Raw genomic sequence first — 20,197 nt, 5'->3', positions numbered from 1 at the left:
AAAATAGAAAATGCTACACATCGACATACACAGTTTTTCGTACAAAAAAGGAGGAATTCCGAAAGATGATACAGGAAACGGAGGTGGTTTTACGTTCGACTGCCGCGGAATTCTGAATCCCGGAAGAGTGGAAGAATATAAAATCCAGACCGGAAATGACATCGGTGTTCAGGAATATCTGGAAACGAAAACCGATATGCCAAAGTTTTTAGAATTAATTAAAAGCTTAGTATCCATCAACATCGACAATTATCTGGAAAGAGGTTTTGAAAATCTTCAGATTAATTTCGGATGTACGGGAGGACAACACAGATCGGTATATTCTGCGATTAAAATCGCTCATTTTGTTGAAGAAAAATACGGTGAAAAAGTTGAAATCAGCCTTCACCATGACGAACAACACCAACTTAATATAGGTAATAAGTAATTGGTAATGAGTAATGTTTTTAACTTCGTTAATTATATTATTTATACATCATCATTTATTACTCATCACTCATTATTTATAAAATATGAAGGCTTTAATTTTCGCTGCAGGAAAAGGAAACTAGACTAAAACCTTTCACAGATCATCATCCGAAAGCATTGGCAAAAGTAAATGGCATCGCGCTTTTGGAAAGAAATATTACGTATCTTAAAACTTTCGGGATCAAAGATTTTGTAATTAATGTTCATCATTTCGGAAATCAGATTGTTGATTTTTTAAAACAAAACGACAATTTCGGATGCCAAATTGAAATTTCCGACGAGTCTGAAGAACTCTTGGAAACCGGTGGCGGCTTGATTTTTGCCAAACGATTTCTCGATCACGGCGAAGATTTTTTAATCATGAATGCCGATATTTTAACCAACATAAATATCACAGATCTTGTAGAATACCACAAAAAGATAAAAGATTTTGCTACATTAGCCGTTTCGGATAGAGAAAGCTCAAGGAAATTGCTTTTCAATGATGATTTGGTTTTAAGAGGCTGGCTGAATGTGCAAACCGGTGAACAGAGACTCGCAGAATTCAACAAAGGATTCAAGGCATTGGCTTTTAGCGGCGTTCACTGCATCAATCCGAGTATCTTTGAAAAGATAAAAAGAAAGGGCAAATTTTCTGTTATGGAAGAATATCTGGACTTAATGCAGACCGAACATATTCACGGTTTTGTACACGACAGTATTCTGATAGACGTAGGAAGACCGGAATCTGTAATAGAAGCCGAAAAACATTTTAAATAATTTTGCAATGAGAATGGAAGGAAACAGAGACGAAAGTTTGGTGAATCCTGAACTTGACAGTAACGAAACTAAGCTACAAAACAGCCTCAGACAAAAAAACTGGGACGAAACCATCATGAAAGACAGCTGGATGGTTTTCAAGGTGATGGCGGAGTTTGTGGACGGCTATGAAAAATTAGCCAAAATAGGACCTTGTGTTTCTATTTTTGGTTCTGCAAGATTAAAACCTCAAAGCAAATACTACAAAATGGCGGTAGAAATTGCAGAGAAAATCACAGCGATCGGTTTTGGAATCATTACCGGCGGCGGTCCAGGAATCATGGAAGCGGGAAACAAAGGCGCTTTCAATGCACACGGAAAATCGATCGGATTGAATATTGATCTTCCTTTTGAGCAGCATTTTAATCCTTATATCAATAAATCATATTCCATGAACTTTGATTATTTTTTCGTGAGAAAAGTAATGTTTGTGAAATATTCTCAAGGTTTTATCGTAATGCCGGGAGGTTTTGGAACTTTGGATGAGCTTACGGAAGCCATGACTTTAATTCAAACCAATAAAATCGGCAAGTTTCCGATTGTTCTGGTAGGATCCGAATTTTGGAGCGGACTTTTGGATTGGTTTAAAGAAACTTTGCTTAAAGAAAAAATGATTCACGAGGAAGATCTGGATCTTTATCGGGTGGTAGACACTGCTGACGAAGCGGTAGCTCACATTAAAGCGTTCTACGATAAGTATTCTGTAAACGTTAATTTTTAATTGGCATATTATTTGTCACTTAATACAAACAAGCATGATTGTAAATCTATTAATTAAGATGAAAAAACTTTTATATATAACAGGAATTTTAACATTTTTTGTGTTAATGAGTTTCACGTATGTAGACTTTTTCTCTTCAATGACAAAAGTGGATTATATTGATGGAAGCAAGACATTGAAGTTCACCACAAAAATGAATACGAATCATATTTCGGATGCTATTAAGATTAATCCTAACACAGCAGGATTCGAGGCAGAAGTAAAAAAATATGTAAATAATAATTTTGATGTGTATGTCAATGGCTCGCCAAAAACAATAACCTTCACCGGAAGTCAGGTAAGCGGAGAAACTGTATGGGTATATTTTGAAGCCGGAGGCGTTTCGGATATCAATACCTTAAAGATAAAAAACACGATACTTTTAAGCGCTTTTCCGAAGCAGATCAATATTGTTACTGTTGCTTACAAAGGAAGTCAGAAAGTAATGAACTTCCAAAGAGGAAAAGAAGTGAATGAAGTTTCATTTTAGAAAAAAATTTAAGTTAGTTAATATAAGCCACTGCAATTGCGGTGGTTTTTTTGGTTACATTTATGTTATGATTGAAATTATAATTTCAGATTATATAAACTACATAAAAGATTTTGAAATATTAATACGAGAAAAACATCATCTAAATGAAAATGAAAGAACTGTTGCCGGAATTGGAACCCGTTTTGAAAGAAAAGGAATTGTCGGTGAGTATAATTACTGGTTCCATGGAAGCGGATGCAGCTTAGAAATTAATGAAACTGAGTGTCATTATAATTATTTTATAAATAACATCACTTTTTCTATATGGAATTTTAGACAGTTTATAGTGATACATACAAAAACTTATATCTAACTGAAAAATATTTAGAACTTGAATTATATAGATTGATTGAAAAAGATGTTTTATCTTGGAATATAGAAGAATATGTGGTTTATCAGACTTATCATTATAAATTTAAATAAAAAAGACTGCCTAATAAAAGACAGTCTTCCTTATTTTAAAATATTAGAACTCAATTAATTAACTGTAATATCGTCTAATTGATATGTTGTTGTAATTCCAGAACTGTTTCCTGTATACTTAAATACTATAAATCCATTACCAGTAAGGGCACCTGGAAGGTTATATGTACCTGCCGGAGCTAAAGTTCCGTAACCACTTGCAGGTGCTGTAGGGAATGTAAAGTTAGAAGTAATCTCATTCAAAGTAGCAGTAGAAAGATCTGCACCCGGTGTATAATTCGTTGTTGTATACACTTTAAGACCAGCACCGTTGTAGAAACCTACTGTAGTTCTAAATGCCAAAGTATTAGCAGCTGTAAAATCTACAGGCACCATGAAATAGGTTTCATAAGGTGTACTTGCAGCCCCACCGTTCGCCGTTAATTGTATATATTTATTACCGTTAAAAGATCTTACTTCCCAATATCTGTTTCCAACATAAGCGTAATTTAAATATTTAGGAAAATTATTGAAATAAGGACTTACAGCTGGATAACTTTCAAAGTTTTCTGTAAAAGAACCAGAATAAGCAATAGCTGAACCTCCTAAAATTCCTTCAGCAAAACGCTCTTTTGTAAAATTGATATCGCTTACTCCTCTGATAATATTTTGATAAGGAGCAGTTCCTGTACCATATTTACTTACAACCAAAGTGATATCTCCACTTTTATCAGGAATCATATAAGATGACGGTTTGAAAAACCCATCAGTTCTTACAATTCCTGTATTTCCTACAGCATCAACCAGGTTTCTGTTTGTATCAACATTAGCACCAGAAGCATCTTTATTCATTAAAGATAAACCAATTTCGCCTTTTGTAAACTGTACATTTTTAATGATTGCTAAGGTATTAACATATCTAGCATCTTGTTTAATTTGAGCCAACGTTAATTCCTGAGGAACAATATTTACAATCTCAAGACCAGATCCGTTACAAACACCACCGATATATCTACCGATAATAGATTCAGGAATTCTACCAATCGCAAAATCAGGATCTGTAACTCCTAACGTAATTACATCGTTTGATTTTCCGATAACCATTCCATTGGCTTTAATTCTGATATGCGCTCCTACAGGAAAATCTGTATAGTTTAAAGATTTATTAAGCCCTAAAACCAAACCTACAGTTGGATTTTGTGGTTTATCCTGGAAAACAAGAGTCTTGTAAAAATTCCCGTTTGCATCAGATGAAATAACATATCCATCAAAAATTACAGCCGGGTGTGTAGCATCTTGCGCAGGGATTGTATAAACTCCTGCAGCTGGAGACAATGCTACAACCTGTGCCATCGTCATAGTAGCAGCATCAAATTTATTATTACACGTAATCTCTGGTGCATCCCATTTATCATCGTGGATACACGCGATTTGGGTAGCTCCTAATACAACTGCACCCAAACTCATCTTTAAGAAATTTTTTATATTCATTTTTTATTATTTCTATTGGTTACTTTTTTTTAGAATCTAACTTGTAAGTTTACAAAATAAGAACGCCCTTGTGTGTACCAGTATTTTGGGGCAAAATTTGGGTTCTTACTGTTATAATCGTTTTCAAAATCTACATTTCCGTTTGAGCTTCTGATTTGCTCAAAACCTCCTGTAATATATTTTGTGTTATCAAGGATATTATTAACAGATCCTGAAATCAACACATAATATTTACCGATAATCCAAGATTTCCCAACGTTTGCATTCACAAAGAATGATGAAGGAAGCTGAACCTGTCTCATATAACGTTCGATCTTCGGATCATCAAGATTCACAAATGGAGTGTTGCTGTTGTTATTTTGGATAAATTCATCTGTTCTAAGGATAGCAGAAGGATCAAGATTATTATCATCAAGATAATTCCAGCTTGCTCCAAACCACCAATATTTCGGTGAGTTATATCTAAATCCCGCAGAGAAAGCTTTCTGAGCTGTTCCTCCAACTTTGAAATCTTTGATATAAGCTGTACCTAAATTAGCATACGGAGCAGCCATTACGTCTGATGAAATATATACATTCGGATTGTTTGTATATTTATATTCTCCCCAGCTTGCAACACCTTGTAAAGATAATGTTGGTAAAATTTTAACATCAACTCCTAACTCTGCACCCATGTTTCTTTTGTTAACGTTCGACATTGTCTGGGTAACAAATGCACTTGCCGTTTTATCTTCAGTACCTCCAGTATCAGAATTATCAACACTTAATGTTAATCCATCTGCAAAGAATCTCTGAACATTGGTGTCGTTTTGTGTATTCACAAGATAAGCAGTCGCTCTTACTTTTAAGAAAGGGGTAGACATTACGTAACTGATGTCGTTTGCACTTACTACTGCATTTTTAATATTTGGAACTGTATAGTTATTAACTCTTCCGTTGATGAAAATATCTTCTAAGAAAGGCGCCTGAGAGAAATATGCTCCGTTGTAAACAAAGAAGTTTCTACCATTAAGTCTATAGATAATTTGTCCTTTCAAGCCATAATTCCAGTAATTATAATCTTTGCTTTTTCCAAAAGATGTATTCTGGTAAAGATAATTTTGAAATAACCCTTCTCTGCTTGATGTAGAATATCCAACTAAACCGCTTACAAAAACATCGAACTGTCCTGTTGACAATTTAAGACCCGGATTTACTTTTACCTCTTGTCTTCTAAGAATATAATCGTAATTTATTTTGTCTCCTACATGCTTTTGAGTTTCGGTGTCATTCATATTATAGAAACCAGTAGATCCTGTTCTGTTTGAATCTGCATAAGGATCTACATTCAAAGCATAATTAGCCCCTAATAAATCGTTGATTTCTCTATAATATTCTGACTTGAAATTCTGATAAGAAACGTTTAATAAAAATCTTGTCTTATCATTGAAGTTATAAGTATAATGCGTTGCAGCATTAAAAATCTTATCATCACTCACATCATTTACAAGGAAATATTTTGCGCTACCATCAGCACTACCGCGGTTAGCAGCATACAAATTATTCCAATTGATCTGGGTAACATCTGTATTATTATTTGTCCAATTTTGATTTGCTTCATTATACCCGTCTAATAGTGCAGTATACTGGTCAGCAGGCGTATTATTATGTAATTGACTAAAAATAATACTATTTAAATAATAACTAGGTAGTTTTTTGTAATAAGTCGGAGATGGGTTTCTGTGCATTCTGCCAATCTAATCTAGACCCTTTATCTTTTCCGAATTGGTAAGAAGCAGTCGTCCATAAATTAGATTTCTTGTTGATTTTCCAGAAATCCTGTAATTGGAAGATCGGCTGAAAACCTTTTCTTACCCTTTCATTTCTTTTTTCTCCATCTTGCCATCCCCAGTAAGAGTTGTAATGTACGCCTCTGTAATCATAAACCTCCTGCGTACTTGGGCTTGATGTAGACCTTCTGTAGGGAGAAGCAAATGCATTGAAAGTAATAGAATGGTTATCATTAAATTTTTTCTCCACACCCAAATAAGTCCCGTAAGCATCATAGAAAGTTCCTTCCTGGATACCTTCTTCTGCCCATCTTTTAGCACCCATTACGGTAAATGCCCAACCTTTTTTACTCATTCCAGAAGTATACCTCAAAGAAACTCTCTGACGGTAATTCCTGTTGGTAATAGAATAAGTAGCCTGAAATCCTTTTCTGTATTCGCTGGCTTTAGTATTTTTATAAATAACTCCACTAGCACCACCAAAAGCATATTCGGAAGGTGAATGGTTTGAAGAAATTTCCGGATATCTTACAATTTCGTTAAGACCACCCCAGTTAGAAAAATCTACATTTCCATTATCCGATTTCACCATGGAGACACCATTCATCATATTTTCAGAAGTTCTTCCGTCAATACCTCTTGGTCGGAACCAATATGCACCCAGATCAAAACTAGCAATTCTGTTGAAAACATCTTGAGAAGATTGTAATAAACCAACTGTAGAAGCTTGTCCGCTATTGCTGTCTTCGTCGTCACCATTACTATTATCGATAATGGCTAAACCCTGATCCGTACTCGTAAGTGTAGAATAAAGGGTAACAATCCCTAGATCCTTTTTCTTCTCATTGGCTACGTCAAACTCCATTACTTTGGTTTCGTAATTCGGTTTCGTAATCACAATTTGGTAATGTCCCGGCATCAAATCTACAAACTGGAAGTATCCAATTTTGTCTGCCGTTACATCATTGTCATTCCCTTTAAGATCTACTTCTGCCCTTTCGATAGGTTTTCCATCTGCATCTTTAAGATACGCTGAAACTGTAGTCTGCGCAAAATAATAGGAAGCAGGAAGCAAAGTAAATAAAGAGACTAATGATAGTTTTTTAATCATGTGTATATTTATTTTTTTTGTACTTTTCTCTTTAATTTTCAACACTTTAAAAGCTGGGGAGGCAAATTTAGTCAAAATTTACAATTAACAAACTTTTTAACGTTATTTCTTCTTAACATGACAATCTTTTAAGAATCATTATGTAAGAAAACACAAATACCACATTTTAAATTTACAAATATTTAAAATTGTATGAATTAAAAAAAAGTAAATTAGCAAATTAAATAATATTAATAATAACTCTAAAGAAGATGAAGAAATTTTCGAGTTTGTTTGCCATTATTTTTTCAATCATGGCATTCTCACAACAACAGGGAAAACTGAGAAAAGTAGCAACAGTAGGTTTTTTAAATGTAGAAAACCTTTGGGACACAATTCGCTCAGCAGATTATATCGACGGAACCAAAGATGTAAAGAATCCTGCTTTTCACAGAAGCATTCCTCTTGATTCCATTAAATTTTTAGAAGCAGAAAAATACGATGGAACTTGGAGCGACGGTGCTTTAATAGGTAAAAAAGTAGTAAGATACCAAAGCGGATCTGACGAATTTACCCCAAAAAGCGGAAAAAATTATGGCACTAAAGTTTACAAGGCAAAATTAGCCAACGAAGCGAAAGTAATTTCCGAAATGGGAGCTCAGTACACAAAAACAGCTCCTGCCATTGTAGGTTTAATTGAGGTCGAAAACCGACAGGTGATTCAGGATCTTGTGAATGAACCGGCATTGAAAAAGTATGATTACGGAATTATTCATTACAATTCTTATGACTACAGAGGAATTGATATTGCTTTAATTTATCAGAAAAGAAGATTTACCCCAACAAATTCATTAAAAAAAGAACTAAAAGTTTTCGGTGATGATGGGAAAAGAGAATACACAAGAGATATTTTGGTGGTAACAGGTTTCTTGGATAACGAAAAAGTGGCGTTCTTTATGAATCACTGGCCTTCAAGAAGAGGTGGTGAAGCGATTTCGTTACCAAAACGAAATGCCGCAGCAGCTTTATTGAAACAACAAATGGACAGTGTAAGAGCAGCAGATCCTACAACAAAACTGTTTGCAATGGGCGATTTTAATGATGATCCTGTAAGTTCAAGTTTAAAAAATCACCTGAAAGCTCAGGCAAGTCCGAAAGATTTAAGCGATACCAATCCTTATCTAAATTTAATGTATCCTTTATATAAGAAAGGTGTGGCATCATTGGCGTATCAGGATGCTCCGAATTTGTTTGACCAGATTATTGTTTCTAAAAATTTAGTGACAGATCAGGTAACAAAAGATTATTCGGTATACAAAGCAGAAATTTTTGCTCCTGCTTATTTAGTAAATAAAGAAGGAAATTACAAAGGCTATCCTTTCCGATCCTGGAATGGGGATCAGTTTACAGGTGGTTACAGCGATCACTTCCCCGCATTTGTAATTCTCCAGAAAGAACCATAAAGATGTAAGGCACTCAAAATGAGTGTCTTTTTTTTATGTACATTTATGATTATGAAAAACTTACTCTTATTATTCATTATTTTTCTTTTACCATTGAGTTGCACAGCACAGACTGATCCTAAAAGTGATAAAGAGAAATCTGAGATGAAACCTTCGAAAAACGATGATGGCGAATGGGATCTTACGGTTATTGATACTCAGTTTGATTATTTTCTGAATGCCGTTGCCAAACCAATCAGTCAATATTCAGAATCTTATTTAAAAACAAGAAATACGCTTTTGGCAAGCGAATGGAATTCTTATTATTCTTCCGGAAGATATAGAAATGTCATAGAATCATCAATTGATTATGATCCAAAAGAAAAGTACGGATTAAAATTTGAGTACAAATTGTATCAGGTTTTTGCATACGTGAATTGGAAGTATGGATTGCGTATGAGTGGGCTTTCAGGAAGCGACACAACAAGATATTAAAAAAGGTTCAGAGTAATTCTGAACCTTTTCATTTTTATAAATAGTTTAAAATTATTTGTTGAATAATTCTTCTACTTTATCCCAGTTTACTACAGAGAAAAACGCTGCAACGTAGTCTGGTCTTCTGTTTTGATAGTTTAAATAATAAGCGTGCTCCCAAACGTCAAGTCCTAGAACCGGAGTTCCTTTTACGTCTGCAACAGGCATTAACGGGTTGTCTTGATTTGGAGTTGAAGATACAGAAACAGAACCGTCAGCATTTTTTACCAACCAAGCCCATCCAGAACCGAATCTTGTTTTAGCAGCATCAGAAAAATCAGTTTTGAATTTTTCAAGACCTCCATAAGCTTCGATTGCAGCTTTTACATTTCCTACAGGCTCATTGCTTCCTCCTGGAGTTAAGATTTCCCAGAACAAAGAGTGGTTAAAGTGACCTCCTCCGTTGTTTCTTACCGGTGCTTTGTCAGTTCCTGTCTGGCAGATTTCTTCAATTGTTTTTCCTTCCAGGTCAGTTCCTTTAATGGCATTATTTAAATTGTCGATATATGCTTGATGGTGCTTCGTATGGTGGATTTCCATTGTTTTTGCATCAATAGTCGGTTCCAATGCATCGTAAGCATATCCTAGTTTTGGTAATTCAAATGACATAATTTTATTTTTAATGTTATTATTCAAATTTAGCCATAATTTGAGCTATTTTCAAAAAATGCGTATTATTTTAATAAATCTTTAACATTGATATATTCATTGATTTCATATTATTTTTTTATTAACCAATATTATCCCATTGCCATTTGCTGCCGTCATAAGTTGCAGCATAGGTATTTCCATCTTTTCCTGTCACAAAAACATTCAACATGTTCGGCGAAGTGGAAATGGCAGAAAGTGTAGAACCTTCTTCAAAAACCATATCTCCGATTGGCCACCATCCTGCCCATTTATTGTTGGTTTGAGGCCCTTTTGCGGCAGTCCAGACTCTACCGTCTGTACTTATTCCGAAAATATCTATATTTTCCGGAGAATGATTCGCCACCGAAATTGTAGTTCCTGGTGTAAATTTCCCTGCTTGTATATTTTCCCAACCTTTCCATCCTGTAGCCGGAGACCATGAAGCTGTTATAGAATCGCCATCCACATTTACAGCGAACAGCTCAATAAGGTTTTGTTTTCTTGAAACGGCAGTGACTTCAATTCCCGGGATAAGTTTATCATAATCTATAAAATAAAACCAGTTGATCCATTTCCCTGAAGATGAAGGATCATAACTTGTGGAATAAACCCTTCCATCCAGCCCCACAACAAAGACATCCAATATTCCTGCAGATCTGGAAACCACAGACAGAGCGGTACCAGGAATTCCTTGCAATCCGCCAATCGGCCACCAACCGGCCCATACATTTTTGGTTTGAGGTCCTTTTGCAGCAGTCCAAACCTGTCCGTCTGTTCCTAAACAAAAAATATCAATCATATTGGCACTTCTGGAAGCTCCCGCCACTTTTGTTCCCTGCACAAAAACACCGTCAAGAACAGGAATCCATCCATTAAACTCACCATATTTCATCCCATTCGTATTTGTCATTAGCTGAACTAAAGCTTTACTGTTCCAAACTCTGCCGTCTAATCCGATAACCAAAATTTCCACCTGTCCGCTTTCAAAATTTCCTACAGCAGTGATGGGTGCATCCACGGAAGCCATTCCTTTTGTATCGCCCCATTTTCCTGAATTGCTCAATTTGCTGTAATTCCAGTAAAAGCCTATTTTATTTTCATTATTAACTTTATAAACAGTACTTTGAATAAATTTTCCGTGTTTTATAGCCGTTGAAACACCTCTTCCTTTTCCCCACTCCAAAACTGCTTCTATATCAGCCGTATATTTTCCGTAATGCCCCGTCCATGTTACCGTATATCCTTCATTATTAGTTTTATATCCACTATAAGGAATCGAATATTCGATAGTAACGGGTTTAAATAATTTTGTACCGAAAAAGAGATCCTTGAACCAACCGTAAAGCTTATCAAAAACATATGCAACTATAGCTCCGACAATGGCTCCGACTGCCGCTCCTACAATAGTTCCGATCGGTCCGAATCCCGTTCCGATAGCTGCGCCAATTTTCGCTCCGGCTATTGCACCTGCTGCTGCTGAAAGATATTTAATGACTTCTTCTTTTGCTTTAGCAGCAATCTGATCCATAAGCTTTTCCAATCCTTCCGAAGAGCGGATAGACATCGCAAGTACAACGGTGCATTTTCTGGGCCAGCCTTTGCCATAATCAAGATTAAAATTTGCAAAATTTTTGATTTCTCCTCTATTTTTCCAGTTTACCACATTCCCATTGTCCCATCCTCCTTCCAGATCTACTACAGGAGCTTTAATTGAATTACCAAATCCATCAATTTTCACAGCCTGTACAAAAACATGGTCGCTCCCTGCGCTTGTTGCTCCTGTTTCTTCGTTGCAGCGTAATTGGGTGACGTTCAGCATGAAATTAGAATTCCCTTTATTTAAAAAGTCAACTTTTAAGCTCATTGGCTTTGTAGTAACATTTACTTTACTAAAAAGAGTATCTGTAATGACTATTTTATTTTGTAAATTCTTCAATAAAACAAGATCTGAGACTTTTGGGAGAGAACCTCCCTGAATTACTTTTTGAACCCCTTTTTGCAGCTCAACTTGAGGAATTGTACTAAGATAGTTTTTAATATTAAATTCAATACTATCATTATTTAAAGCATACTGTCTGGGATTATTGATACTGAGTAACGCCTTGTGCGCTGCAGAAAGTACGCTGTCACTTATTTTGTTTGCGATCGGAAGATATTTCGGATCTAGATCTTCTCCCTTAATTGTTCTAAAATTTTCCATAGTGTTTTAATTTAAATTTGTCTATTAAATATAAAAATATTTAAACGATTTATTAGAATTTAAATTAATTTAATGAGGAATACCTAAAACAAATGGGTTTTTAATATAAAAACAAAAAAACCGCTATTGATAGCGGTTTTTCATTATTTAACGGAGAAAATACTCCTTTATTTATTCATAGACATCAAGAATTCTTCGTTATTACGAGTTCCTTTGATGTTTTTATTTACAAACTCCATTGCTTCTATTGGATTCATTTCAGCAAGGTATTTTCTTAGAATCCACATTCTCTGAGAGGTCACTTCATCTAAAAGAAGATCGTCTCTACGAGTACTTGAACCTACTAAATCAATTGCCGGATAGATTCTTCTGTTGGCAATTTTTCTATCTAATTGAAGCTCCATGTTACCCGTTCCTTTAAATTCTTCAAAGATAACTTCGTCCATTTTAGAACCTGTATCGATAAGAGCGGTTGCAATGATCGTTAAAGATCCGCCTCCTTCTATTTTTCTCGCTGCTCCGAAGAATCTTTTCGGCTTGTGAAGAGCATTCGCATCAACACCACCGGAAAGCACTTTTCCAGATGCAGGAGTTACTGTATTGTAAGCTCTTGCTAATCTTGTAATTGAGTCTAATAAAATCACAACATCGTGTCCGCATTCTACCATTCTTTGCGCTTTTGCAAGAACAAGATTGGCTACTTTTACGTGTTTGTCTGCTGCTTCATCAAATGTAGAGGCGATAACTTCCGCATTTACACTTCTTTCCATATCGGTAACTTCTTCCGGACGTTCGTCGATCAAAAGAACCATCATATAGACTTCAGGGTGATTGGCTGCGATAGAATTAGCGATATCTTTCAGCAACATTGTTTTACCCGTTTTTGGCTGGGCAACAATCATTGCTCTTTGTCCTTTTCCGATCGGTGCAATTAAATCTACAATTCTTGTCGCCATTGTAGAATTACTTCCTGATAAATTGAATTTCTCTTCCGGGAATAATGGCGTAAGATATTCAAAAGCAACACGGTCTTTAATGAAAGCTAAATCGCGACCGTTAACTTCAGTTGGTTTTAATAAAGAAAAATATTTTTCTCCTTCTTTCGGAAGTCTTACAATTCCTCTTACCGTATCTCCGGTTTTAAGGCTGTAATTTCTGATCTGAGCCGTAGAAACATACACATCATCCGGCGAAGAAATATAACTGAAATCTGATGAACGTAAGAAACCATAATTATCCGGTAAAATCTCCAAAACACCTTCAATAGTTACCAGTCCGTCGAAACTATACTCTTTTTTCTGTTCGTGGTGTTCTTCCTGTCTGTCAGAATGCTGCTGTTGTTGCTGTCTGTTCTGATTTTGATTAGGATTATTCTGGTTAGGATTCTGATGCTGGTTTTGACCTGAATTCTGATTTTGGTTAGGATTTTGACCCTGTCCCTGATTAGGGATTTGATTAGAACCTTGGTTTTGGTTAGGATTCTGGTTCTGATTCTGATTTTGATTTTGATTCCTATGTTGGTTTCCGCTGTTATGTTGCGGATTGTTGTGTTGTCCTTTTTGAGGTCTAGCCTGATGTTGAGGGGTATTTGGCTTTTCTTCTGTGGGAGCAGATTCTTGGGATTCTGTGTTTTTAGGAGCTTCTATTTTTTCCTGAGGCGTTTCTGTATTTCCGGTATTTGGCGGCAATACTCTTTTCCTCTTTTGTTTAGACTGCGCAGTTGCATTTGCTCCTTCTTTAGCTGCTATTGGTGTACCTTTTGTTTCTTCCGGTTTTAGTTCTTCAGAAACTGGCTGCTTCACTTCTACTTCTACCTTTTCTTCAAGTGTCGGTTGTGTTTCTACCGGTGGTTTTGCCTCTACTTTGGGTTTAGCCGCAGGTTTTTTCGGGGCAGCTTTTTTGACAGGAGCCTTCACAGGTTTTTCTGCTTGTGTTTCCTCCGTAGTCATGCTGGTTTCTGTGGTGTTGAAATAATCTTTTGCCACTTTGGGATTGGAAGCCTGAAAGTCAAGAATTGCAAAGATTTTGTCATTTTCAGTGCTATTTCTTGCAACTTTAACGCTCAAATCTTTTAAGATTTTAGTCAGCTCCGTTACGGATTTTGACCTTAACGTTTCAATGTTAAACATATTTAATGTAAAAAATGTAATTAATTGTGAATAAGAAAAGTAAGTCGGGTGACTTTTATTTTCAAGTGCATTCGTATAATGCAAATCTACACTTATTTTTGAATTGTGCAAAATTTATAGTACTTTTGCCTAGAATTTAATATTCGATGCTACAAAGAATACAGACTATATGGACTTTTTTAGCAGTTTTGGCTGCTGTGTTCCTGTTCGTTACAGGGCAAGATGTTATCATTTCCGATAGCATTCCTGTAATTAATATCGGTTGTGTGGTACTTGTTTTGGTTGGATTACTAAGTGTATTCAGCTTTAAAAACAGAAAAAGACAAATTTTGCTGAATAACATCAGTATCATTATAAACGCTTTGTTGATTGGTGTATTGATTTACTGGTTGCTAAAATTATCCGGAGGAATGCAAATTCCTGAGAAGGGTATTGAGCCAATTTTCCCATTGATTGCGATGATCTGTTTGTTTATTTCAAACAGTTATATCAAGAAAGATGAGAGGCTCGTAAAATCTGTCGACAGACTTCGATAACCTTACAACGATTTTTTGAGTGAGAACAGCTTCTTTTTAGGAGCTGTTTTTTTGTTTTTTAACTTTAAATTCTTCTTTATTTCCCACGGATTTCACAGATTTTTATATTATATTTTTTGATTGAAAAGAAAAGTATGCACAACTATCCCTTAAAATCTGTACTTCCTAATCCTTGTCAAGGTTAAAAACCTTGACAAGGATCTTTCAACAAAAAAAGCTATACAATCAGCGGTGAAATCAGAGAAGAAAAAGGGAAAATAAAATTTAACTGCAACATTTCCGTTTAAACTGCGACAGATTACCAAATAAATTTTAATTTAAAATGAAAAAACTAACTTATCTTACTTTTTCACTCTTCTCCTTATTTACTTTCGCGCAGGAAGTTTCAAAAGAAAGAATCCAGACGGTACTTTCAACATTGGCTTCGGACGATATGAAAGGTCGTGAGATCGGAAACTCAGGAGAATGAAAATGCTGCCAATTATATTGCAACGCTTTTCAAGGAAAACAATTTAGAATATTGTACCGGAAATTCTTATTTGGTTCCGTTTGATTATAAAGGAAAAACAGTTTATAATGTTTGTGGAGTTAAGAAAGGAAAAACTGCTCAATATTTAGGTTTCTCAGGACATTTCGACCACATCGGAACGAGTAAAAATCCTAAAGACAACATCTACAACGGAGCAGACGACGACGCAAGCGGAATCACAACGTTGGTAGGAATTGCAGATTATTTTAAAAATAAAACTCCGGATTTCTCAATGGTTTTCATAGCATTTAATGGCGAAGAAAAAGGAATGTTGGGATCAAGAGCGATTTCTAAAGATCAGAATTTAGATAAAATTTATAACAACCTTGCTACACTTTTCAATTTTGAAATGGTAGCAACAGAATCTGCATTCGGAAAAAATGCTTTGTTCATGACGGGTGACGATGTTTCAGATTTAGATGAATTATTTAATAAAAGTGCGGCGAACGGTTTAAAAATAAATCCGGATCCTTATGCTTCAGAACAGTTATTCTACAGATCGGATAATGTAAGCTTTGTAAAAAAGAAAATCATTGCGCACTCTTTTTCAACGGTTGATATGACTAAAGCAACGCATTATCACAATGAAAGCGATGATCTTCATGTTGTAGATTTTGATAATATGACACAGATCATCAATAATTTTGGAAAGACTTTGGAAAAACTGACGCCGACTAATTTTACTCCGAAGTATAACGACAAAGTGAGATTTTAATAAAATTTTAATTATATCGCACGGCCACCATTTTTTGGTGGTTTTTCATTTCTAATTAAAATATATTGTAACAAATAAACTACAATTCAAACATATTAGTAAAGTAAGATCAAGTTAGAAACGTCTAATCTTTTAATTTTACGTAATTTTGCTATCCAATTTTTTCATTAAATGAACCAATATCTTAAAATACTAAAGTTCGCAAGACCACACAGAAAATACATCTACGGAAGTTTATTTTTCAATCTTATGTATTCTGTATTTCAGATTGCTTCCTTAGGGACAATCTTGCCGGTTTTGGGAATGCTTTTCGGAACCATTAAGCCAGAAAAATATGAAACTGCTCCTGTTTATTCCGGGGAGATCTTAGATTTTTTCTCTTATCTAAAAGATTATGCCAATTATTATGTTCAGAATTTAGTTACGGAACATGGCGCTCTTCAAGTATTGGCTTGGCTGTGTGTTATAACGGCTTTTATGTTTTTACTGAGAAATCTTTTCAGATATTTAGGTTCCTTTTTATTGATCAATTATCGTGTAGGAGTTACAAAAGACCTTCGAGGTGCGATGTACAGAAAGATTCTTGCTTTACCTGTATCTTTTTTTACAGAAAGCAGAAAAGGAGATTTAATGTCCCGTATGTCCAATGATGTTGGTGAAGTAGAAGGAAATATTTTGGGAAGTTTGGTAGAATTAATCAATGCGCCATTTATGTTGGTAAGTACATTGGTGACGCTCTTTTTCTTAAGTACAGAAATGACGCTTTTCTCATTGCTTGTATTACCGGTAATGGGAACGATGATTGCTCTTATCGGGAAAAGTCTGAAGAAAGATTCTCATGAAGCTCAAAACGAGATGGGAAATATCTTCTCTATCGTAGACGAAACGCTGAAATCTACAAAAGTGATTAAGATTTTCAGTGCTGAAAAAATAATGGACAACCGTTTTATGCAGTCTATGCAAAGATGGATCAACAGCTCGATAAGATTAGGAAGAAAAAAAGAACTGGCATCTCCGATGAGCGAATTTTTGGGTTCTGTTACTTTTTTAATTATTGCTTGGTACGGTGGGAAACAGATTATCGTAGAACAAAGTATTTCCCCTGCAGATTTTCTTGTTTTCTTAGGTATTTTCTTCCAGATTTTGCCTCCTGTGAAAAGTTTGTCTACTTCCATCGGTAACGTTCAAAAAGGAGAAGCTTCTTTGGAAAGAGTCTTGGAAATCCTTGATGCAGATGTAAAAATTGATGAAGTAGCAAATCCTGTTGACATTTCTACGCTTAACGAGCAAATTAAATTTAATAATATTGGTTTTTATTATGATAAAGACCACACCATACTTAAGAATTTCTCATTAACCATTCCAAAAGGGAAGACCGTTGCGCTTGTCGGACAAAGTGGAAGTGGGAAAACTACGATTGCCAATCTTTTAGCACGATTTTATGATGTTTCGGAAGGTGAAATTCTCATTGACGGAATTGATATTAAAAATTTAAAATTAAAGCAATACCGCCAACTTCTCGGCATGGTAACGCAGGAATCCGTTTTATTTAATGATACGGTTTACAACAATATTTTGATGGGTAAACCTGATGCCACGAGAGAAGAAGTGATTGAAGCAGCGAAAATTGCCAATGCAGATGCATTTATCACCCATCTTCCACAAGGATATGACTCCAATATCGGAGATGATGGAGGAAAGCTTTCCGGAGGTCAGAAACAAAGGGTTTCTATCGCAAGAGCCGTATTGAAAAACCCACCGATCATGATTCTGGATGAAGCAACTTCTGCGTTGGATACAGAATCCGAAAGATTTGTTCAGGACGCGTTGGAAAAAATGATGGAAAACAGAACTTCTTTGGTAATCGCCCACCGACTTTCAACCATTCAAAAAGCCGACTGGATTGTGGTGATGGAAAAAGGTATCATCGTAGAACAAGGAACCCATCACGAGCTTATCGCCCAAAAAGGAATGTATAACAAATTGGTTGAGCTACAGAATTTCGATTAAAATCTTTTTAAATTACAATTTAAAATGAACCCCATACAAGAGTATTTCTACAGAATTGAAGAGCCTGATAGAAGTACTCTTCTTTTTTTGCGCAAAAAGATCCTTGAATCCGATACTGAAAATATAACCGAAACATTGAGCTTTGGGCTTCCATTTTTTAAGTATAAAAAGAAAATGCTGTGTTATTTGTATTATAGCAAAAAACACAAGAAACATTACGTAAGTTTCTATCACGGCGACAGACTCGATCATCCGGAATTGCTTCAGGAAGGTAGAAAGAAGTTTAAAATCCTGTTAATTGATAGCGAGGAGGATTTGCCGGTGGAGTTTATTTTGAGGTTGATTAATGAAGTGAAGCAGTATATAAAGTAGGTTGCAGATTGTAGTTTTTAGGTTGCAGTAATTCGAGAGGTATTAGGTTTTGGCTAAAGCCAATTTGATGGTTTTACTTTTGTTAAACGGACTAAAGCCCGTTCCTATTGATGAAAATATTACGTTTAAATATTACCATTCGTGTTCATTCGTGAAAATATTGGTGATATTTGTGTTTAAATAAAACAAAAAAAGACCGCTTCTTCCGAAACAGTCTTCTAATATATTTTGATTAAATCTTAATCTTCTTTCATTCTTGCAATCACATCAATACCACCTTTTGTGATATCTCCGATTTTGCAAACGATCTCCGTATCCAAAGGAAGAAAAATATCCATTCTTGAACCGAATTTGATGAAACCGAACTCATGTCCTGCTTTTGCGTCATCGCCTTCATTACAATAGAATACAATTCTTCTTGCAACATATCCTGCGATTTGTCTGAACACCACTTTATGGTTAGTTAAACTTTCAACAGCGATGGTTGTTCTTTCGTTTTCTGTGGAAGATTTTTCGTGCCAAGCAACCAAGTATTTTCCCGGATGATATTTTTTGTAAATCACTTTTCCTGAAACGGGATATCTACAAATATGAACATTTAAAGGAGACATAAAAATAGAAACCTGAATGGCTTTTCCTTTAATAAATTCATCCTCATCCACTTCTTTTATCATCACCACTTTCCCGTCAACAGGAGCGATAACGTTTTCTTTGTGATCCAGAATATCACGGTTCGGAACTCGGAAGAACCAAAATACTAAGCTGTAAATTACCAATAAAGGCAGGATGATCAACAACGACCACATTTTAAGAAAATAAATAGCCAGTACACCCAATATAATAAAAAGGATGGTTGCTACAGTAATCGTTCCTTTTGATTCTCTGTGTAGTTTCATGAGATTAAATAAATTTTTCTAAAATAAAGTACAAATATACGACAGGAACGCAGATTAAAAAACTATCCAGCCTATCTAATACTCCACCGTGCCCCGGAATGATGTTTCCGCTGTCTTTTACCGCGAAATTTCTTTTCAGCTGACTTTCCACCAAATCTCCTGCAGGAGCAAATGCGGCCACTAAAAACCCGACAATCATCCAGTTTCCGCGAAGATCGGGATGATATTGCTCGATGAAATAAGATAAAATTAAAGTTAAAACTACTCCGCCAATATAGCCTTCCCAGGTTTTTTTAGGAGAAATTTTAGGAGCCATTTTATGTTTTCCGAAGAATTTCCCCGTTAAATACGCAAAAGTATCGCTACTCCATATCAAAATAAACAGGAAAAGAACCTCCAGTGAAAATGAATCGTTAAAGCTGGAGAAACTTGGGTAAGCCTAATGCAAAGCTGAACGGCAGAGCCACATAAATGACCGTGAAAATCAGTTTTCCGCTGTCGAAGTACAGTTCGTTCGGATATTTAAATAAAGTGACTACAGCAATGATAATTAATACCAACGCCAGAATTTCACTTATCCTGAAATCAAAGAAGAAATCAAAATGAAAATATCTTTTAGAAAAGACAAAAAAGATAAAAATCACTAAAGGAAACACAACGAATCTTTCGTAGCCTTTCCCGAATTTCATTATTTTAAAACATTCCCAAGAACCGACACTCATCAAAAACGTGATTAAACCGTAGTATAAATATTCCTGCTTTACAAGACCGGGAGAAATACTATTGATTAAATGCGCTCCAAGCGGAGTTGTACAAAGAATGATGACGGCAACGTAAACAATTCCTGATAGGGTTCTTTGAATGAGATTTTTGTCCAAAATTTTAAATTTAGAA

18 protein-coding genes and 2 pseudogenes are annotated in these 20,197 nt (G+C 35.4%); 12 read left to right on the top strand and 8 right to left on the bottom strand.

Annotated elements, in window-relative coordinates:
• The first annotated feature begins 10 nt into the window (after positions 1–10).
• The 5 genes and pseudogenes from J3D55_RS03330 (at position 11) to J3D55_RS03310 (ending at position 2,871) form a co-directional block, all read left to right on the top strand.
• The gene (locus tag J3D55_RS03330; RefSeq protein ID WP_259127956.1) at positions 11–427 is read left to right on the top strand and encodes a RapZ C-terminal domain-containing protein; all 417 of its coding nucleotides are present in this window, start codon (positions 11–13) and stop codon (positions 425–427) included.
• Positions 428–512: 85 nt separating this feature from the next.
• Positions 513–1,227 (top strand): annotated as a pseudogene (locus tag J3D55_RS03325) (nucleotidyltransferase family protein).
• A 7-nt stretch (positions 1,228–1,234) separates the two neighbouring features.
• Positions 1,235–1,987 (top strand): LOG family protein, encoded by a 753-nt coding sequence (locus J3D55_RS03320; RefSeq protein ID WP_259127955.1) that lies wholly within the window; start codon positions 1,235–1,237, stop codon positions 1,985–1,987.
• Positions 1,988–2,045: 58 nt separating this feature from the next.
• Positions 2,046–2,516: a DUF6702 family protein gene (locus J3D55_RS03315; RefSeq protein ID WP_259127954.1), complete on the top strand. Its 471-nt coding sequence runs from the start codon at positions 2,046–2,048 to the stop codon at positions 2,514–2,516.
• Positions 2,500–2,871 carry a DUF6896 domain-containing protein gene (locus J3D55_RS03310; RefSeq protein ID WP_259127953.1) on the top strand — a complete coding sequence of 124 codons (372 nt, stop codon included), beginning with the start codon at positions 2,500–2,502 and terminating at the stop codon, positions 2,869–2,871. Before J3D55_RS03315 ends, J3D55_RS03310 begins: the two co-directional genes overlap by 17 nt.
• Before the next feature lie 164 nt (positions 2,872–3,035).
• Here J3D55_RS03310 and J3D55_RS03305 read toward each other — a convergent pair whose 3' ends face one another.
• The 3 genes from J3D55_RS03305 to J3D55_RS22640 are packed head-to-tail and all read right to left on the bottom strand — an operon-like array spanning position 3,036 to position 7,331.
• Complete coding sequence (locus tag J3D55_RS03305) at positions 3,036–4,451, bottom strand: M949_1556 family lipoprotein (protein WP_259127952.1); 1,416 nt, start codon at positions 4,449–4,451, stop codon at positions 3,036–3,038.
• 29 nt (positions 4,452–4,480) lie between these two features.
• On the bottom strand, positions 4,481–6,178 hold the full coding sequence (locus J3D55_RS22645) for a TonB-dependent receptor (protein WP_445432963.1): 1,698 nt from the start codon (positions 6,176–6,178) through the stop codon (positions 4,481–4,483).
• Complete coding sequence (locus J3D55_RS22640) at positions 6,135–7,331, bottom strand: carboxypeptidase regulatory-like domain-containing protein (protein WP_445432962.1); 1,197 nt, start codon at positions 7,329–7,331, stop codon at positions 6,135–6,137. The genes J3D55_RS22645 and J3D55_RS22640 overlap by 44 nt, the downstream gene beginning before the upstream one ends.
• A gap of 251 nt (positions 7,332–7,582) precedes the next feature.
• Here J3D55_RS22640 and J3D55_RS03295 point away from each other — a divergent pair, with 251 nt between their 5' ends.
• On the top strand, positions 7,583–8,773 hold the full coding sequence (locus tag J3D55_RS03295; RefSeq protein WP_259127951.1) for an endonuclease/exonuclease/phosphatase family protein: 1,191 nt from the start codon (positions 7,583–7,585) through the stop codon (positions 8,771–8,773).
• A 51-nt stretch (positions 8,774–8,824) separates the two neighbouring features.
• Complete coding sequence (locus J3D55_RS03290; RefSeq protein WP_259127950.1) at positions 8,825–9,247, top strand: DUF6146 family protein; 423 nt, start codon at positions 8,825–8,827, stop codon at positions 9,245–9,247.
• A 51-nt stretch (positions 9,248–9,298) separates the two neighbouring features.
• On the opposite strand, the gene J3D55_RS03285 is transcribed toward J3D55_RS03290, so the two are convergent.
• From J3D55_RS03285 to rho, 3 genes are all read right to left on the bottom strand, one after another.
• On the bottom strand, positions 9,299–9,895 hold the full coding sequence (locus J3D55_RS03285; RefSeq protein ID WP_259127948.1) for a superoxide dismutase: 597 nt from the start codon (positions 9,893–9,895) through the stop codon (positions 9,299–9,301).
• 121 nt (positions 9,896–10,016) lie between these two features.
• Complete coding sequence (locus tag J3D55_RS03280) at positions 10,017–12,116, bottom strand: DUF8189 domain-containing protein (RefSeq protein WP_259127947.1); 2,100 nt, start codon at positions 12,114–12,116, stop codon at positions 10,017–10,019.
• 167 nt (positions 12,117–12,283) lie between these two features.
• Positions 12,284–14,245 carry a transcription termination factor Rho gene (gene rho, locus J3D55_RS03275; protein WP_259127946.1) on the bottom strand — a complete coding sequence of 654 codons (1,962 nt, stop codon included), beginning with the start codon at positions 14,243–14,245 and terminating at the stop codon, positions 12,284–12,286.
• Positions 14,246–14,391: 146 nt separating this feature from the next.
• Here rho and J3D55_RS03270 point away from each other — a divergent pair, with 146 nt between their 5' ends.
• The 5 genes from J3D55_RS03270 (at position 14,392) to J3D55_RS03250 (ending at position 18,407) form a co-directional block, all read left to right on the top strand.
• Positions 14,392–14,781 (top strand): DUF4293 family protein, encoded by a 390-nt coding sequence (locus J3D55_RS03270; protein ID WP_259127944.1) that lies wholly within the window; start codon positions 14,392–14,394, stop codon positions 14,779–14,781.
• Positions 14,782–15,103: 322 nt separating this feature from the next.
• Entirely contained in the window at positions 15,104–15,250 is a 147-nt protein-coding gene (locus J3D55_RS03265; protein WP_259127943.1) for a hypothetical protein, read from the top strand.
• Positions 15,225–16,025: a M28 family metallopeptidase gene (locus tag J3D55_RS03260; protein WP_259127942.1), complete on the top strand. Its 801-nt coding sequence runs from the start codon at positions 15,225–15,227 to the stop codon at positions 16,023–16,025. Before J3D55_RS03265 ends, J3D55_RS03260 begins: the two co-directional genes overlap by 26 nt.
• A gap of 171 nt (positions 16,026–16,196) precedes the next feature.
• A complete protein-coding gene (locus J3D55_RS03255; RefSeq protein WP_259127940.1) occupies positions 16,197–18,035 on the top strand; it encodes an ABC transporter ATP-binding protein in 1,839 nt (612 codons plus the stop codon).
• Between the two features lie 24 nt (positions 18,036–18,059).
• Positions 18,060–18,407 carry a DUF1801 domain-containing protein gene (locus J3D55_RS03250; RefSeq protein WP_259127939.1) on the top strand — a complete coding sequence of 116 codons (348 nt, stop codon included), beginning with the start codon at positions 18,060–18,062 and terminating at the stop codon, positions 18,405–18,407.
• Between the two features lie 239 nt (positions 18,408–18,646).
• On the opposite strand, the gene J3D55_RS03245 is transcribed toward J3D55_RS03250, so the two are convergent.
• Together J3D55_RS03245 and J3D55_RS03240 are read right to left on the bottom strand one after the other, a co-directional pair.
• Entirely contained in the window at positions 18,647–19,303 is a 657-nt protein-coding gene (locus J3D55_RS03245; protein WP_259127938.1) for a phosphatidylserine decarboxylase family protein, read from the bottom strand.
• 4 nt (positions 19,304–19,307) lie between these two features.
• Positions 19,308–20,181, bottom strand: a pseudogene (locus J3D55_RS03240) (phosphatidate cytidylyltransferase).
• Positions 20,182–20,197: the final 16 nt, after the last annotated feature.

Source organism: Chryseobacterium ginsenosidimutans (assembly GCF_024807225.1).
Taxonomy (GTDB): Bacteria; Bacteroidota; Bacteroidia; order Flavobacteriales; family Weeksellaceae; genus Chryseobacterium; species Chryseobacterium ginsenosidimutans.
The sequence above is the reverse complement of the archived record's forward strand: the minus strand, read 5'-3'. Positions and strand labels throughout refer to the sequence as shown.

Coding starts and splice junctions, on each gene's coding strand:
- J3D55_RS03330 (WP_259127956.1), top strand. CDS start 11: ATGCTACACATCGACATACACAGTTTTTCGTACAAAAAAGGAGGAATT.
- J3D55_RS03320 (WP_259127955.1), top strand. CDS start 1,235: ATGAGAATGGAAGGAAACAGAGACGAAAGTTTGGTGAATCCTGAACTT.
- J3D55_RS03315 (WP_259127954.1), top strand. CDS start 2,046: ATGAAAAAACTTTTATATATAACAGGAATTTTAACATTTTTTGTGTTA.
- J3D55_RS03310 (WP_259127953.1), top strand. CDS start 2,500: ATGAAGTTTCATTTTAGAAAAAAATTTAAGTTAGTTAATATAAGCCAC.
- J3D55_RS03305 (WP_259127952.1), bottom strand. CDS start 4,451: ATGAATATAAAAAATTTCTTAAAGATGAGTTTGGGTGCAGTTGTATTA.
- J3D55_RS22645 (WP_445432963.1), bottom strand. CDS start 6,178: ATGCACAGAAACCCATCTCCGACTTATTACAAAAAACTACCTAGTTAT.
- J3D55_RS22640 (WP_445432962.1), bottom strand. CDS start 7,331: ATGATTAAAAAACTATCATTAGTCTCTTTATTTACTTTGCTTCCTGCT.
- J3D55_RS03295 (WP_259127951.1), top strand. CDS start 7,583: ATGAAGAAATTTTCGAGTTTGTTTGCCATTATTTTTTCAATCATGGCA.
- J3D55_RS03290 (WP_259127950.1), top strand. CDS start 8,825: ATGAAAAACTTACTCTTATTATTCATTATTTTTCTTTTACCATTGAGT.
- J3D55_RS03285 (WP_259127948.1), bottom strand. CDS start 9,895: ATGTCATTTGAATTACCAAAACTAGGATATGCTTACGATGCATTGGAA.
- J3D55_RS03280 (WP_259127947.1), bottom strand. CDS start 12,116: ATGGAAAATTTTAGAACAATTAAGGGAGAAGATCTAGATCCGAAATAT.
- rho (WP_259127946.1), bottom strand. CDS start 14,245: ATGTTTAACATTGAAACGTTAAGGTCAAAATCCGTAACGGAGCTGACT.
- J3D55_RS03270 (WP_259127944.1), top strand. CDS start 14,392: ATGCTACAAAGAATACAGACTATATGGACTTTTTTAGCAGTTTTGGCT.
- J3D55_RS03265 (WP_259127943.1), top strand. CDS start 15,104: ATGAAAAAACTAACTTATCTTACTTTTTCACTCTTCTCCTTATTTACT.
- J3D55_RS03255 (WP_259127940.1), top strand. CDS start 16,197: ATGAACCAATATCTTAAAATACTAAAGTTCGCAAGACCACACAGAAAA.
- J3D55_RS03250 (WP_259127939.1), top strand. CDS start 18,060: ATGAACCCCATACAAGAGTATTTCTACAGAATTGAAGAGCCTGATAGA.
- J3D55_RS03245 (WP_259127938.1), bottom strand. CDS start 19,303: ATGAAACTACACAGAGAATCAAAAGGAACGATTACTGTAGCAACCATC.